A 14,403-nucleotide genomic window follows, 5' to 3' on the forward strand; every position below is an offset into this window, starting at 1 on the left:
TTCCCCTTCAACAATCATGAACGCCCCCAGCGCAGACCACCCTGTCGGTCAGATGCTGATCAGCCAGGGCCTGATCAGCACCGATCAGCTTCGCATCGCCCTGCTGGAGCAATCGAAATCCGGCCAGACGGTGGGCCGGCTGCTGGTGAGCCTGGGCTTCGTTTCCGAGGCCACCTTACGCGATGCCAAGAGCCTGGCCCTGGGTCAGGCCGCGGTGGATCTCTCCCGAGCGACCATCGAGCCCGCCGCCCTGGAACTGGTCCCTCGCAGCCTGGCCAAGCGCCACGACCTGATGCCCCTTGCCCTCGCCCCCGACCGGCGTCGGCTCACCGTGGCCATGGCCCGGCCCAATGACATCCTGGCCCTGGACAAGCTGCGGACGCTGGTTGATCACGAACTGCACATCGAGTCCCTGCTGGCGGGAGAGCAGGAAATCCTGCGGGCCATCGACCAGCACTATGGTCACGAACTTTCCATCGACGGCGTCCTCCATGAAATCGAGACCGGTGAAATCGATTACCGATCGCTGGCCGCCGCGCCCATGGATGAGTACAGCCAGCCGGTGGTCCGGCTCATCGACGCCCTGCTCACCGACGCGGTCCGGCAAGAAGCCTCGGATATCCATTTCGAGCCGGAGGCCGGTTTCCTGCGCATCCGCTACCGGATAGACGGCCACCTGCGCCAGATCCGCGCCTTGCACAAATCCTACTGGCCCGCCATGGCCGTGCGCCTCAAGGTGATTGCCGGCATGAATATCGCGGAAAGCCGCGCCCCCCAGGACGGACGACTTTCTCTCAACGTCAGCGGCCACCCGGTGGACTTCCGCGTCGCGGTCCAACCCACGATCCATGGCGAGAACATCGTCCTGCGCATCCTCGATCGGCAAAAGGGCATCGTGCCCCTGGATCATCTGGGCCTGGAGGCATCCCAGCTCGATACGCTGAAACGGATGAGCGCCCGCCCCGAAGGTCTGATCCTGGTCACCGGCCCCACCGGCAGCGGCAAGACCACCACCCTGTATTCGATGCTCAATCACATCAACCGGGAAGGGATCAGCATCATGACCCTCGAAGACCCGGTTGAATATCCCATGGCCATGCTCAGGCAGACATCGGTCTCCGAGGCCACCCGGCTGGATTTCGCCAACGGCGTCCGCTCCATGATGCGTCAGGACCCGGACGTGATCCTGGTGGGTGAAATCCGCGACCGGGAAACCGCGGACATGGCCTTTCAGGCCGCCATGACCGGCCACCAGGTGTATTCGACGCTGCACACCAATTCCGCTATCGGCGCCATTCCCCGCCTGCTGGACATCGGCATCCTGCCCGACATCATGGCCGGCAACATCATCGGCATTGTCGCCCAGCGACTACTGCGCCGGCTCTGCATCCAATGCCGCCGGCCCCATGGCCCCGACGCGGGAGCGCGGCGGCTGCTGGGTCTCACTCCCGAACAGGCCGATCCCGTCATCCACAGTCCGGTCGGCTGCGCCGCCTGCGGTTTCCAGGGCTATCGGGGCCGCTTCGCCATCATGGAAATGCTCCGTCTGGATGGCGACATCGATGAGCTGATCGCCCGCCGCGCCACGGCCCGGGAGATTCTCGCCAGCGCACTGGCAAAAGGCTTCCGCCCCCTGGCGGAGGAAGGACTGCGCCGGGTACTGGACGGCACGACCTCCCTGGACGAAGTCGGCCGCGTCGTGGATCTCACCGACCGCATGTGATGGCACTCTATTCCTACCGGGCGATGGACGCCTTCGGCCGCATCGTGCAGGGCCGGCTGGACGCCGGCAATCTCGCCGACCTGGAAGCACGCCTCAAGCGACTGAACGTCGACTTCATCAATGGACGCCCCCTGACCGAATTGCGCCTGCCTCGTCGAACCCGTGTCTCGCGCCGGGAGCTGATCAAGTTCTGCTTCCATCTCGAACAACTGGCACAGGCCGGCGTCCCCCTCTTCGAAGGGCTGACGGACCTGCAAGACAGCCTTCCCCATGGTCGATTCCGGGACATCGTCGCCAGCATGATCGAGAGCATCCAGGGAGGCCGAACCCTGTCCCAGGCCATGGCAATGCACCCCCGTGCCTTTGATGACATATTCACCAGCCTGATCCGGACCGGCGAAATCACCGGCCACCTACCGGAGGTGCTCGGGAATCTGGCCGCATCCCTCAAATGGCAGGACGAACTGGCAGCCCACATCCGGAAGCTCCTCATGTATCCGGCCTTGCTCGGCACCGTGGTCCTGGCCGTGTTCCTGTTCATGATGATCTACCTGGTCCCCAGGATGGCCGGCTTCATTCAAGCCATGGGGCAGCAGATGCCGATGCAAACCCGCATCCTGATTGCCCTCTCCGATGTCGTCTCGAATTACGGCCATCTGGCCGGAGCAACGCTCCTGGCCCTGCTCGCCCTGCTGGCCGCCGTCCTCCACTACGATCCCCAGGCACGGCACCGCCTCGATGCCTGCAAGCTGCGGCTGCCGCTGCTGGGCAACATCCTGCGCAAGATCATCCTGGCCCGCTTTGCCAGCGTCTTCGCCATGATGTACGCCTCGGGCATCGCCATCCTGGACGCCATCAGGATCACCGAAGGCATCGTCGGCAATGCCGTCATTCGTGAAGGTCTGGCCCAGGCGGGACGGATGATCGCCGACGGCCAGAACGTGACGACCGCCTTCCAGAACGCCGACCTGTTTCCGCCCCTGGTGATCCGCATGCTGCGGGTGGGGGAGAACACCGGCCAACTGGACAAGGCTCTGGCCAACGTCGGCTATTTCTACGACCGGGATGTGCGGGAATCCATCGAGCGGGTGCAGGCCATGATCGAGCCGCTGATGACCCTGATAATCGGCATCCTGCTCGGCTGGGTCATGCTCGCGGTGCTCGGCCCCATCTACGACAGCATCTCGAAAGTCCGGATATAATGGCCTGCTGCCACCTGCTCCATCTCGACTCCGGCGGGATGCGCGCCTACCGCTGGCGCGATGGCACCCTGGTAATGGAACAGGTCTTTGCCGCCGATGACTCCACTGCCTTCGAGGCCTATCTCCGCCGCCATGCCGGATCGGTCTTCCGGCTGCTGGCCGACCTGCCGGAGGAAGCCTTCCGCATCGACCACATCCCGCCGGTGCGTGGCAGGGACCGAAAAGCCCTGATCAACCGCCGCCTGAGCCAGCATTTTCACGACACCCCCCTGGTGACCGGCGTCTCCCTGGGCCGAGGGGAAGCCGGGCGCCGGGACGAGACCATCCTCTGCGCCGCCTTCACTCACCCTGAGGACTTCGAGCCCTGGCGGACCCTCATGGGCGCGGCAGAAACCCGGCTGGCCGGCATCCACTCCGCCGCCCTGCTGACCGGCACCCTGCCGGACATCCTGTCGCCAGCCCCTGTCCTGCTGCTGACCCTGAGCCGGGGGGGCCTGCGGCAGAGTTTCTTCACGGACGGGCAGTTCCGCTTTTCCCGCCTCACCCCATCGAGCACCGGGACCGGCGGAGAACTCGCCCGTGTCTGCGTCCGGGAAGCCGGCCGGATTCACGAATACCTGCGGGGACAGGACCTGCTCGACTGGCAAACACCCCTCCAGGTTTTGATCCTGGCCCACCCGGACCAGATGGAGGATGTTCGTCGGCACTGCCAGGACTCGGAGCAATTGCATTTCGGCCTGGTAAATCTTCAGGACCGGGCACGGGAAGCGGGGCTCAAGACGAAGCTGGAGGATTCCGGCAGCGAAGGGCTGTTCCTGCACTGGCTGGCCAGCCGGAGCGATGTCCCCCAGTTCGCCCCCAGGGCGGAACGGCGCTTTTTTCGCCTTCATCAATGGCGGCTGGGCCTGCGCGCCGCCGGGGCCATGCTGTCGGCCGCAGCCCTGATATTTTCCTTGGTCCAGGCCCTGGAAATCCGCGATCTGCGGGAACAGACGGCCCGGTTGCGTACCCGGGAGCAAAGCGCCCGGCAGACCCATGAGGCCATGTTCAAGACCCTGCCGCCGCTGCCCATCGGGGCCGACCGCCTGAAGGTGTTGATTGCCCGCCATGACAGTCTGGTGAGTCACTCGCCCTCCCCCCGGGATCTCCATGTCAGGCTGGGCCAGGCCCTGGAACAACTGCCTCAGGTGGAACTGCAACGCATCGACTGGTTCCTGGCCGATACCCTGGAACAGGCGGGCGACCATCCGCAATCCGCCGGCCCCGGCCCGGGGAATGCTTTCGTCATCGACAGGGTGGACATCCGCCTGGCCGGCGACCCTCAAGCCCGGCGGCAAACCCTCGATACCCTGAAGACGCACCTGGCCAGGGATGGCGCCCTGGATGTCCATATCCAGCCCCCACACCCGGCGCCCAGTGGTGTGCTCACCGGCAGCGCCAACGTCGAACTCCCGCCCCTGGTGGTTCGCATCGCCCGAAGACTGCCATGAGCGGCATCGCACTCGACGACTTCCGGCGTCTGGGGGGCGATCTTCTGCTTTTTCTGGTTCTGGTGGCGCTGGCGGTCACCGGAGCCGGCCTCATGGCCGACAGCGTCCGGCAGGCCAAGAGGGCGCTAACGGCGACAGCAACGGCCCAGCGGGAGATCGCCGACAAGGTGAGCCGTATCCGGGAGGAAGAATTGTGGTGGCGGGAAAGCATCGCCCGCTTCCAGCAGCTCTCCGCGCGGGGCATCCTGGGCCGGGAGCGGCCTCTGGACTGGGTCGAGGAACTGCGGGCGCTCAGCCAGGAACACTCATTGATCGGGCTTGAATACGAACTGGGGCCGCCCCATGCCCTGCCGGATGACGCGTTCCCCGCCAGCGGTTATCAGGCCCTGTCCAGCCCCATGAAATTGCGCATCCGCCCGCGTCACGAAGGCGAACTGCTGGACTTCCTCGACGCGCTCCGTGACCAGGCCTCGGCCCTCCTGCGGGTGCGCCGCTGCGTGCTCGAACGCAGTCGTGCCCCCACCCCGGATCAGACGCCTCCAGCCACGCTGGAGGCGAACTGCGAACTGGAATGGATCACCCTGGGGGAGAAACGCCCATGAACAGACGCACCTTGCTCTGGGTCCTGTGCTTGAACCTGCCCCTGCCCCTCCATGGGGGCCAGGAAGACCAGGCCTTGGGCCGCCTGTTTTTCACCCCCGCCCAACGTCAGGCCCTGGCGCGCCAACCCCAGGGCCAGAACCCGATAGGGGATAGCCTCAACCTGGAGGGCAGCGTCCAGGGCAGCGACGGCCGGCGGAGTTTCTGGCTCAACGGCCGGCTGCTTCATGGCGACACGCCGGACATCTCGGCCCGGCTGGTGCCCCGGCATCCGGAACGCCTGCTGCTGCGCGTACAGGGCGCGGCAGCCATTCCGGTCAAGGTGGGCGAATCCATCGATCGAGCCAACGGAGCAATACGGGACTCCATCAACAGCGGATCAGTGACGGTCCATCGCGCTCCGCAGCCCTAGCCCATGACACATCGGCCCCGGACCCTGCCGAAAACCCCGGGTGCTCCTCGGGGATATGCCCTGGTCCTGGTACTGACCCTCATCACCCTGGGCATGCTCTATGCCGTAGTCAACCAGGGGGACCCCCGGCGCCTGGGCCTGGTTCGAGGGGACCGGACCCAGCGCGCCCTGGTCCAGGCCCGGGCGGCCCTGCTGGGTTACGCCACCACCTACCGGGACCAGCATCCCAAACAGGTCTTCGGTTACCTGCCCTGTCCGGACCTGGATGGGGACGGCTATGCCGAGGGCAGTTGCGGCCGGGCCGGAGAGGCAGTGGTGGGCCTGCTGCCCCACAAGACGCTACGCCTGCCGGAAGCCCTGGACGAGGCCAATGGCCGCCTCTGGTACATCGTCGCCGGTGGCTTCAAGAACAATCCTCCCACCACGCCGATGAACTGGGACACCCGGGGCGCCATCGCCCTCATGGACGGCCTGGGACATAGTCTCACCGACCCCGAGGATGCCGACGGTGGCGCAGCGGCGGTGCTGGTCGCCGCCAATGCACCACTCCCGACGCCCGTCTTTGGTAGCGCCGACGCGCCCTGCGGCAGCCTGCCCAGCACGGCCTGCGCCATCGTCGATGGCACCCTCCATGCTCAGCCCGGTGACGACGCCCATCCGGCCCGATGGCTGGCCCTGAAGCCCCGGGAAATCTTTGCCTCCATCACCCGGCGCCAGGACTTCTGGAACCTTCCAGAGGCTGTCCCCACCGGCCAGCTCAACACCCTGATCGACATGGCGCAAAAGGCCATCGAGACCCGTATCGGCAACGATCTTGCCGCCAATACCCCGGCCGGCGCACCGGTCAGCGCCCGCCCCGCCCAGCAGGGAGCCTACGGGCAATACACCGGCAAATGGATAGGCGAACCGCCGACCCTGGCGGCCCTGAAAGACGACAACTACACCGCCTACTGGAAGAACTGGAGCGACCAGTTCCGCTATGTCATCTGCAGCGATCTGCGGCCCGCCACCCCTTGCCTCGCCATCGCCGGCCGGCAGTGCCGGGGCGCCCTGCTGTTCAGCGGCCGATCCGTAGACGGCGGGCCACGCCCCACCCGGCAGCAGCCCCCCGTCGCATCCACCAGCCGCAACGCCTATCTACCCAATTATTTTGAAAGCGACGGCGCCCTGCCCATGCTCGACAGCACCGCTATGAGCTTTGTCGGCGCCAGCCACTACGCCGCCGCCCGTCCCTCGGCCGACCTGGGCCGTTGTCTGGTGCCCGGCAGCTTCGTTTCCTCGGCCCGGGATATGGGCAGTGTCATTGTCCAGGTGTCCTCACCCGAATTACCGGAGGCTACCCTTCAGGTCGCTGCCGCTACGGCCACCCTGGGCAATGCCCTGTCCACCCAGAGCGGCAGCGGCTGCGTCTGGTATCCGACGGCCCTTCCTTTCCAGAGCCGGATGAGCGCCTATTTCCGTTTTCGCATCGACGATCCCGGTGAAGGCTTCGTCTTCGTCGTGGCCGACGCCGCCAATAACAGTCCCGCCGCCGGCACCCTCTGCGGCGACACCACGGGCGCCCACCTGGGCTACGCCGGCACAGGCATCGCGCCCCCAAAGTTCGGTCTGGAAATCGATACCCGTTCCGAGGCAGCCAGCAACGATCCGGCGGTGGATCACATGGCCTTCGTTTACTGGGGAAGCGCAGCGAGCAGCAACGACGACAACATCCACAACGCGGGGACCCTCGGCAGCGACATCGAGCCCATCAATCCCCGCAACCTGCTGGTCAGCCCTCCCGGCATCGCCACCGTCAAGAGTTCCGACAGCCACCTGCCCTATAGCGGCGCCCTGCCCCTGAGCACGGATATCCACGTTCGCATCGATGCCCGCAAGCACCGCGACGCCGCAGCAACCCTGACTCGCCTGAGCCTGAAAGCCTATGTGTCCACCGTATTCGGCGCGGAAGCCGCCACCGCCAGCTACCAGCCCACCTGCGGCGTGGACGCGTTCCGCAACCTGGCGCTCCCCCTCGACGAACTCTGCCTGCAAAAACCAACCATCGAACAGATCGACATCCCCTTGAGCGACGATGCCATCAATGGCGAAGCCCTGGCCCGGATCGTCGTTGGCTTCACCAATGGACAGAACGCCGCCAGCAGTGGCGGCAGGCAGTCCATCGCGATTCCCTTTTTCCTGTTCCACGGCCAATGAGACGCCCCGCACGGCCGCCCGAAGGGGCGCAAGTCAGTATCCGGAGCCGCGGAGCGGCGAACCGTCGTCACCCCCTCCCCCGGGGAGGGGGCCGGGGGGAGGGTTCTCCAGTTCCCCAAGGGGTTCGCTCCGCGAACCCCCTCCCCCGGGGAGGGGGCCGGGGGGAGGGTAGTCCGATGAATCCCCCGGCCCTGGCCCCCCGAGGCTTCACCCTCACCGAGCTGGCGGTGGTTCTGGTCATCGTCAGCCTGCTGCTTGGGAGTCTGCTGCTGCCTCTGGGCATACAGCAGGATGCCCGTGCCCAGCGGGAGACGGCCCAGGCCATGGAGACCGCGGGCGAGGCCCTGATCGGTTTCGCCCTGGTCCAGAGCCGGCTGCCCTGCCCAGACAGCGATCGGGACGGTCTGGAAAACTGCGACGCCACGGCAGTGGACGCAGTCGGCGTTCCATCCAGCGGACTATGCACCCGTAGCGTGGGTCGCTGCGTCGGCGGCGCCTGCGAAGGGGGACTGCCCTTCGCCACCCTGGGACTGCCCGCTGCTGACAGTTGGAGCAGCCGCTACCGCTACCGGGTCAGCTCACCCTTTATCGTCCAGACCATTACGGTTCATGAAGGTGTCTGCGGTGACGGCCCAATAGTAAGCACCCACGCCGGCATCAACCTGTCGGCCAGCGGCGACATCACCCTCAGAACCCGGGGCGATGATCCGGCGACCACCGGAACCGTGGAGTCCAGGACGCTGATCAATATGGCCAGCCAGGTGCCGGCCGTGATCATTTCCGCCGGCAAGAACCGCTACGGCGGGATCAGTGCCGACGGGAGCCGCCAGGCCCCGGCGCCGCCCCCCGAGAACAGCGACGAAACCACCAATGCCAGCATCGGCAACATCAAGATCGTCAGAACCATTCCCGCCCCGGACACCAGGGGCTGCGACGACGGCAACGAGGCCCGGCCCCCTTGTGAATTCGACGATGTCGTCGTCTGGCTATCCCAGCACGTGCTCTTCAACCGCCTGATCGCCGCCGGACGGCTGCCCTGACGCTCATGGAAGCAGGCGCCACCCTTGATGTTGAAACCCGTCATTCCGGCGCAGGCCGGAATCCAGTGGGCCATCGATCTGGACCCCGGCCCCGGATCAGGTCCGGGGTGACGTTCCTGCGCCGGGGTGACGAGGGGGGTGATTGTGATGTTTCACAAGATTGTTCAGCGTTTCACGCTAATCCCGCCTGTTCATCCAAGCCTGCAAAGGAGATAAAGATGCCGCGTAAGCAAGACGGATACACCCTGATCGAGATCGCCATCGTCCTGATCATCATCGGCCTCCTCCTGGGTGGTGTGCTGAAGGGCCAGGAATTGATCACCCAGGCCAAAATCAGGAACATCATCAACGACCTCAACGGTGTCACCACAGCCATCCAGACCTATCAGGACCGCTACCGCGCCCTCCCCGGCGATGATCCTGCCGCCGCCGGACGCTGGCAGGACAGCGGGGGCAACACGCTGACCACCGTCGCCACAAATCCCGGAGATGGCCGCTTCGACGGCGCTTACGGCGACAACACTGCCGGCGCTCCCGGTGCGGCCCAGGAAACCCTGCTGTTCTGGCAGCATCTGCGCCTGGCCGGCTTCATCCCCGGCCCCGCCTCGGGCCCCGGCAGCGGCAACCCTCCCGCCAATGCGGCGGGGGGCCTGACCGGCATCCAGACCCGGGGCATGGGCTTCAACGGCAACATCGTCTGCCTCTCCAATCTTCCGGACAAGGTCGCCATCGCCGTGGACGGCGCCCTGGACGACGGCAATGCCCTGATCGGCCAAATCCGGGCCAAGCACCAGACAGGCCCCAGTCCGATCGAGGACCCAGTCTCGAACACAGCGCCAGGGACCACCGATGCCTACGTGGAGACCGGCAACAACCAGTACCTGCTGTGCAAGAGCCTGTGACCCGGCGAGGACCCACTATTCCTGCGCGCCCCGCAGCAGGAGTTCCTCCCCGGCGGCCAGGGCGGCCTGGGTACCCAGCAATACAACCACATCGTCTGCGGTCAGGGGAGCGGCCGTCATGTCATTGCGGGCCCGGCCCTGGCCCCGCCGGCGTATCGCCGACACCGTGCAGCCGCATTCGTCCAGGGCCAGTTGATCCAACGTCAGGCCGATGGCATGGGCGCCCTCACCCAGGGTCACCGCATGAAGACGGGGCAAGCCGGCCTCGTCCTCGGCGTCGCTGCTATCGCCGACGCCATGAAAGAAGCCCCGCAACAGGCCGTAGTGATGCTCCCGCAGCTCCCTGAGCCGGCGCAATACCTTGGACATCGGCACCCCCAGCAGGGCCAGGGCATGGGTGGCCAGCATCACGCTGGACTCCAGGGCCTCGGGTATGACCTCGGTGGCGCCGGCCTCGGTCAGCCGTTCCACATCCTGCTCCTCCGCAGCCCGCACCACCACGGGCAGGTCCGGGCGCAGGGCGCGAACATGGTGCAGCACCCGCAAGGCCGCCGCCCGGTCGGCGAAGGTGATCACCAGCACATGGGCACGGACGATGCCCGCCGCCACCAGGGTCTCGCGCCGGGTGCAGTCGCCGTAGCTCACCGGTTCGCCGGCGGCGGCAGCCTCTCTCACCCGCTCCGGGTCCAGGTCCAGGGCCATCAGGGAAAAACCTTCCGGCTCCAGAATGCGGGCCAGGTGCTGGCCGGTGCGACCATAGCCGCAAAGGATCACATGCTTTTCCGCGCCCATTGAACGGGCGGCGATCTGGGTCAGCTGCATGGAACGCAACAGCCACTCCGACGCCACGAAGCGCAACACAATACGATCGGAAAAATGCACCAGCAGAGGCGCCAGCATCAGGGACAACACCAGGGTCGTCAGCACCACCTGCTCCACCTGGGGCGACAGCAGGCCCCGGGCCTGGACCAGCAGCACGAAGCCAAATTCGCCGCCGGCGCAGAGCCACAGGCCGCTGCGCAGGGCGGAGCCCGGCGTGGTGCCGAAGAGTCGTGACAAGCCGCCCACCAGCACCAGCTTGCCCCCCAGCAGCAGGACCAGGCTGCCCAGCACCCAGGGCAGATGAGCCAGCACCGCCGCCAGATCCAGGAACATGCCGATGGTGATGAAGAACAGCCCCATCAGCACATCCCGGAAGGGCTTGATGTCCTCTTCCACCTGGTAGCGGTATTCAGTCTCGGCAATCAACATGCCGGCAACAAAGGCCCCCAGGGCCAGGGACAGCCCCGCCAGTTCGGTCAGCCAGGCCAGGCCCAGGGTAAACAGCAGCACGTTCAGCACAAAAAGCTCGGAGGACTTGCGCCTTGCCACCAGGAAGAACCAGCCCCGGGTCAGTCGCTGGCCCAGGAAGATCACCACCACCAGCACCAGGGCGGCCTTGAGCAGGGCCAGGCCCACGGTTTCAGCCATCAGGCCCGCCGGCTGGGACAGGGCCGGTACCATGATCAGCAGGGGCACCACGGCGATATCCTGGAACAGCAGCACCCCGATCACCTCCCGGCCATGGCGGGAATCCAGCTCCAGGCGTTCGGCCAGAAGCCGGGACAAGACTGCCGTGGAGGACATGGCCAGCACTCCCCCCAGGGCGAAGCCCGTGCCCCAGCCCAGCCCCAGCAGCACCGCCCCCCCCATGACCACGGCCAGGGTCGCCAGCACCTGGGCCAGACCCAGGCCGAAAACGATGCGTCGCATGCTGTACAGGCGCGGCAGGGAGAACTCCAGGCCGATGGAGAACATCAGGAACACCACCCCGAATTCCGCCAGATGCCCGGCCAAGGCAGGGTCCGGCACCAGGTCCAGGGCATGGGGGCCGATCGCCACCCCCACCATCAGATAGCCCAGGACCGGCGGCAGATTGAAGGAACGGAACAGGGTCACCACCAGCACGGCAGCGGCCAGCAGCAGCAGGATGATTTGCAAAGCAGAGGTCATGGGTGCCGATGGGGCCCGGGGGCCTGGTTATAATCCGCCTCAATCATAACCGGCCCCCGCCATGACCCCAACGATTTCCAACGAGCATACCCTCGCCCTGGCCCGGCGCGTCCTGGGCATCGAGGCCGAGGCGGTGCAGACCCTGGCGGGACGCCTCGATGGCGCGTTCATCGAGGCGGTGCAATTGATCCTCTCCTGCCATGGCCGGGTCATCGTCAGCGGCATCGGCAAGTCGGGACACATCGCCCGCAAGATCGCCTCCACCATGGCCAGCACCGGCACCCCGGCCTACTTCGTCCATGCCGCCGAGGCCGTCCACGGCGACCTGGGCATGATCACCCGGGAGGACGTGCTGATCGCTCTTTCCAATTCCGGCGAAGGCGATGAATTGCTCACCGTCGTTCCCCTGGTCAAGCGCCAGGGCGGGCGACTCATCGCCATCACCGGCAACGCGGCATCCTCCCTGGCCCAGGAAGCGGACGTACATCTGGATGCGGGAGTGAGGGAAGAAGCCTGCCCCCTCAACCTGGCGCCCACCGCCAGCACCACGGCGGCCCTGGCCCTGGGCGACGCCCTGGCCGTGGCCCTGCTGGATGCCCGGGGCTTCGGCGCCGAGGACTTCGCCCGCTCCCATCCCGGTGGCGCCCTGGGGCGCAAGCTGCTCACCCACGTGGCCGATGTGATGCGACCCCTGGCCGAGATCCCCCGTGCCGACGAGGACACCCTGATCCCCGCGGCCCTGCTCGCCATGTCCCGGGGCAAGATGGGCCTGATCACCGTTCTGGATGGCGACAACAGATTGCAGGGAGTGTTCACCGACGGCGACCTGCGCCGCGCCCTGGAGCGGCTGGGCGACCTGCGCACCGTCAGCGTCGGCGAACTGATGACCCGCCGGCCCCGCACCATCGGCGCCAACCGCCTGGCGGTGGAAGCCGTGGAGATGATGGAGTTGCACAAGATCAACCAACTACTGGTGGTGGATGACGCCGGCCGGCTCGAAGGCGCCCTCAACATGCACGACCTGTTCCGGGCCAAGGTGATCTGATGGATGCCAAAGCCAAGGCCAGCCGCATCCGGTTGATGGGTTTCGACGTGGATGGCGTGCTGACCGACGGCAGCCTCTACTTCACCAGCCAGGGCGACGAGATGAAGGCCTTTTCCAGCCTGGACGGCCATGGCCTGAAGATGCTGGCCAGCAGCGGCATCAAGCTGGCCATCATCACTGGCCGCAACTCCCGTGCCGTGGAACTGCGGGCCCGCAACCTGGGCATCGACCTGCTGCTGCAAGGCGTCGAGGACAAGCGCGGCGCCATGGCCGAACTGCTGGCCGGGCAGCAACTGGACTTCTCCCAAGCGGGCTACATGGGCGACGACGTGGTGGACCTGCCGCTGCTGCGGGCCTGCGGGTTTTCCGCCAGCGTGGCCGACGGCCATCCCTTTGTTCAGCGCCATGTGGACTTCGTCAGCAGCAAGCCCGGCGGGCACGGCGCCGTTCGGGAAGTCTGCGAATTCATCCTTGAGGCCCAGGGCCGCCTCAGTGATCTGCTCGAAGGCTATCTGCGATGAGAAGCTCGGGCGCGGCCCTGTTTCCCATCGCCCTCCTGGCCGCCCTGGCCGGACTGACCTTCTGGCTGTCCAGTGCCACCAACGACAACGATCCGAAGCGTCGCGCCAAGGAGCGCCACGATCCCGACTTCACGGTGGAGAACTTCACCGTCGAGCGCTTCGATGATCAGGGCACGAAAACTCAGACCCTGAAGGCCCGCCAGATGAATCACTTTCCAGATGACGAAAGCACCGAGGTCACGTTTCCCGAACTGACCTATTTCACCGGCGACCGCCCCACCCAGATCGACGCCCGAAGCGCCTGGCTCAACAAGGACGGCAAGGAAGTCCGCCTCAAGGGCAATGTCCGCCTGGTCAAGGCCGCAGGCGCCGGCCATCCTCAGACCGTGCTGCAAACCGAGGCCCTGACCGTGTTTCCCGAGGAGGAACTGGCCCGGGGCAACACGCCGGTCACTTTGCGCCAGGGAGGCTCGGTAGTATCCGGAGACCGCATCGAATACCGGGGCAAGGAAAACCTGGCCATCCTGGAAGGCCGTGCCCGGGGAACCTTTCCGAGAGTCCAAAAACAATGATCCACCACATTTCCATCGTACTGGCCGGCCTGCTTTTGCTGCCGGCGCTTCCCGCCCTGGCGGAACGGGCCGACCGCAACCAGCCCGTCAATCTTGAAGCCGACCGCATCACCGCCGATGACGCCCGCAAGATTCATGTCTTCGAGGGCAAGGTAGTCCTGACCCAGGGCACCCTGACCATCCGTGCCGACAAGCTGGTCGTCTCCCAGGACGCCGAGGGCTACCAGAAAGGCATCGCCACCGGTGGCCCCAATGGCCTGGCCCATTTCCGACAGAAACGCGAGGGCCGCGCCGAGTACATCGAAGGGGAGGCTGAACGCATCGAGCACGACGCAAAATCAGAGAAGTCCGAATTTTTCCTGCACGCCAGGGTCCGCAGCGGCTCGGACGAAGTACGGGGCCAGTATGTAATCTACGATGCCCGTTCGGAAACCTACCTGGTCAGCAATGGCCCAGGGGGAAGCACCCTGCCATCAACACGAAAACAGCCCGCTCCCGAACGGGTACGGGCCGTGATCCATCCCAAGAACCGCGAAGAAAGTTCGCCCTCCGCACCAGTGGCTGCCCCCAACCCCGCCAATTAATAACGTCGGATCGCCAAGACAAGCCGCCATCTGGCGGCTTTTTTGTTTGCACTGCCACAATCAGGCCTTCCGGAGGGGTACAATCCCTCAAAATATATATGTAACTTATTGTTATTCATAAATA

Annotated in this window: 13 protein-coding genes; 12 read left to right on the top strand and 1 reads right to left on the bottom strand. The window is 65.9% G+C overall.

Annotated elements, in window-relative coordinates; all coding sequences use genetic code 11:
- Positions 1–16 precede the first annotated feature (16 nt).
- The 8 genes from DENOEST_RS12985 (at position 17) to DENOEST_RS13020 (ending at position 9,565) form a co-directional block, all read left to right on the top strand.
- Entirely contained in the window at positions 17–1,723 is a 1,707-nt protein-coding gene (locus tag DENOEST_RS12985; protein ID WP_145772062.1) for a GspE/PulE family protein, read from the top strand.
- Positions 1,723–2,925, top strand: a complete 1,203-nt coding sequence (locus DENOEST_RS12990; protein WP_145772061.1) for a type II secretion system F family protein — start codon at positions 1,723–1,725, stop codon at positions 2,923–2,925. Before DENOEST_RS12985 ends, DENOEST_RS12990 begins: the two co-directional genes overlap by 1 nt.
- Positions 2,925–4,415 carry a hypothetical protein gene (locus DENOEST_RS12995; RefSeq protein WP_145772060.1) on the top strand — a complete coding sequence of 497 codons (1,491 nt, stop codon included), beginning with the start codon at positions 2,925–2,927 and terminating at the stop codon, positions 4,413–4,415. The genes DENOEST_RS12990 and DENOEST_RS12995 overlap by 1 nt, the downstream gene beginning before the upstream one ends.
- A complete protein-coding gene (locus tag DENOEST_RS13000) occupies positions 4,412–5,017 on the top strand; it encodes a hypothetical protein (RefSeq protein ID WP_145772059.1) in 606 nt (201 codons plus the stop codon). Before DENOEST_RS12995 ends, DENOEST_RS13000 begins: the two co-directional genes overlap by 4 nt.
- Positions 5,014–5,427 (top strand): hypothetical protein, encoded by a 414-nt coding sequence (locus tag DENOEST_RS13005; protein WP_145772058.1) that lies wholly within the window; start codon positions 5,014–5,016, stop codon positions 5,425–5,427. Before DENOEST_RS13000 ends, DENOEST_RS13005 begins: the two co-directional genes overlap by 4 nt.
- 3 nt (positions 5,428–5,430) lie before the next feature.
- Positions 5,431–7,623 carry an L-type lectin family protein gene (locus tag DENOEST_RS13010; RefSeq protein WP_145772057.1) on the top strand — a complete coding sequence of 731 codons (2,193 nt, stop codon included), beginning with the start codon at positions 5,431–5,433 and terminating at the stop codon, positions 7,621–7,623.
- Positions 7,624–7,799: 176 nt separating this feature from the next.
- Positions 7,800–8,663 carry a prepilin-type N-terminal cleavage/methylation domain-containing protein gene (locus DENOEST_RS13015; protein ID WP_145772056.1) on the top strand — a complete coding sequence of 288 codons (864 nt, stop codon included), beginning with the start codon at positions 7,800–7,802 and terminating at the stop codon, positions 8,661–8,663.
- A gap of 218 nt (positions 8,664–8,881) precedes the next feature.
- A complete protein-coding gene (locus tag DENOEST_RS13020; protein ID WP_145772055.1) occupies positions 8,882–9,565 on the top strand; it encodes a prepilin-type N-terminal cleavage/methylation domain-containing protein in 684 nt (227 codons plus the stop codon).
- A gap of 15 nt (positions 9,566–9,580) precedes the next feature.
- On the opposite strand, the gene DENOEST_RS13025 is transcribed toward DENOEST_RS13020, so the two are convergent.
- On the bottom strand, positions 9,581–11,557 hold the full coding sequence (locus DENOEST_RS13025) for a monovalent cation:proton antiporter-2 (CPA2) family protein (protein WP_145772054.1): 1,977 nt from the start codon (positions 11,555–11,557) through the stop codon (positions 9,581–9,583).
- 61 nt (positions 11,558–11,618) lie between these two features.
- Between DENOEST_RS13025 and DENOEST_RS13030 the strand changes: the two genes are divergently transcribed.
- From DENOEST_RS13030 to lptA, 4 genes are read left to right on the top strand one after another with little or no spacing between them, the layout of a single operon-like run.
- Positions 11,619–12,602 carry a KpsF/GutQ family sugar-phosphate isomerase gene (locus DENOEST_RS13030; RefSeq protein ID WP_145772053.1) on the top strand — a complete coding sequence of 328 codons (984 nt, stop codon included), beginning with the start codon at positions 11,619–11,621 and terminating at the stop codon, positions 12,600–12,602.
- Positions 12,602–13,123, top strand: a complete 522-nt coding sequence (locus DENOEST_RS13035; RefSeq protein WP_145772052.1) for a KdsC family phosphatase — start codon at positions 12,602–12,604, stop codon at positions 13,121–13,123. The genes DENOEST_RS13030 and DENOEST_RS13035 overlap by 1 nt, the downstream gene beginning before the upstream one ends.
- Positions 13,120–13,695 carry an LPS export ABC transporter periplasmic protein LptC gene (gene lptC, locus DENOEST_RS13040; protein WP_145772051.1) on the top strand — a complete coding sequence of 192 codons (576 nt, stop codon included), beginning with the start codon at positions 13,120–13,122 and terminating at the stop codon, positions 13,693–13,695. The genes DENOEST_RS13035 and lptC overlap by 4 nt, the downstream gene beginning before the upstream one ends.
- A complete protein-coding gene (gene lptA / locus DENOEST_RS13045; protein ID WP_145772050.1) occupies positions 13,692–14,279 on the top strand; it encodes a lipopolysaccharide transport periplasmic protein LptA in 588 nt (195 codons plus the stop codon). Before lptC ends, lptA begins: the two co-directional genes overlap by 4 nt.
- The last annotated feature ends 124 nt before the right edge of the window (positions 14,280–14,403 follow it).

The organism is Denitratisoma oestradiolicum (assembly GCF_902813185.1).
Classification (GTDB): Bacteria; Pseudomonadota; Gammaproteobacteria; order Burkholderiales; family Rhodocyclaceae; genus Denitratisoma; species Denitratisoma oestradiolicum.

What these genes read in the sequence shown, in the direction of transcription:
- DENOEST_RS12985 (WP_145772062.1), top strand. Translation starts at nt 17, where the DNA reads ATGAACGCCCCCAGCGCAGACCACCCTGTCGGTCAGATGCTGATCAGC.
- DENOEST_RS12990 (WP_145772061.1), top strand. Translation starts at nt 1,723, where the DNA reads ATGGCACTCTATTCCTACCGGGCGATGGACGCCTTCGGCCGCATCGTG.
- DENOEST_RS12995 (WP_145772060.1), top strand. Translation starts at nt 2,925, where the DNA reads ATGGCCTGCTGCCACCTGCTCCATCTCGACTCCGGCGGGATGCGCGCC.
- DENOEST_RS13000 (WP_145772059.1), top strand. Translation starts at nt 4,412, where the DNA reads ATGAGCGGCATCGCACTCGACGACTTCCGGCGTCTGGGGGGCGATCTT.
- DENOEST_RS13005 (WP_145772058.1), top strand. Translation starts at nt 5,014, where the DNA reads ATGAACAGACGCACCTTGCTCTGGGTCCTGTGCTTGAACCTGCCCCTG.
- DENOEST_RS13010 (WP_145772057.1), top strand. Translation starts at nt 5,431, where the DNA reads ATGACACATCGGCCCCGGACCCTGCCGAAAACCCCGGGTGCTCCTCGG.
- DENOEST_RS13015 (WP_145772056.1), top strand. Translation starts at nt 7,800, where the DNA reads ATGAATCCCCCGGCCCTGGCCCCCCGAGGCTTCACCCTCACCGAGCTG.
- DENOEST_RS13020 (WP_145772055.1), top strand. Translation starts at nt 8,882, where the DNA reads ATGCCGCGTAAGCAAGACGGATACACCCTGATCGAGATCGCCATCGTC.
- DENOEST_RS13025 (WP_145772054.1), bottom strand. Translation starts at nt 11,557, where the DNA reads ATGACCTCTGCTTTGCAAATCATCCTGCTGCTGCTGGCCGCTGCCGTG.
- DENOEST_RS13030 (WP_145772053.1), top strand. Translation starts at nt 11,619, where the DNA reads ATGACCCCAACGATTTCCAACGAGCATACCCTCGCCCTGGCCCGGCGC.
- DENOEST_RS13035 (WP_145772052.1), top strand. Translation starts at nt 12,602, where the DNA reads ATGGATGCCAAAGCCAAGGCCAGCCGCATCCGGTTGATGGGTTTCGAC.
- lptC (WP_145772051.1), top strand. Translation starts at nt 13,120, where the DNA reads ATGAGAAGCTCGGGCGCGGCCCTGTTTCCCATCGCCCTCCTGGCCGCC.
- lptA (WP_145772050.1), top strand. Translation starts at nt 13,692, where the DNA reads ATGATCCACCACATTTCCATCGTACTGGCCGGCCTGCTTTTGCTGCCG.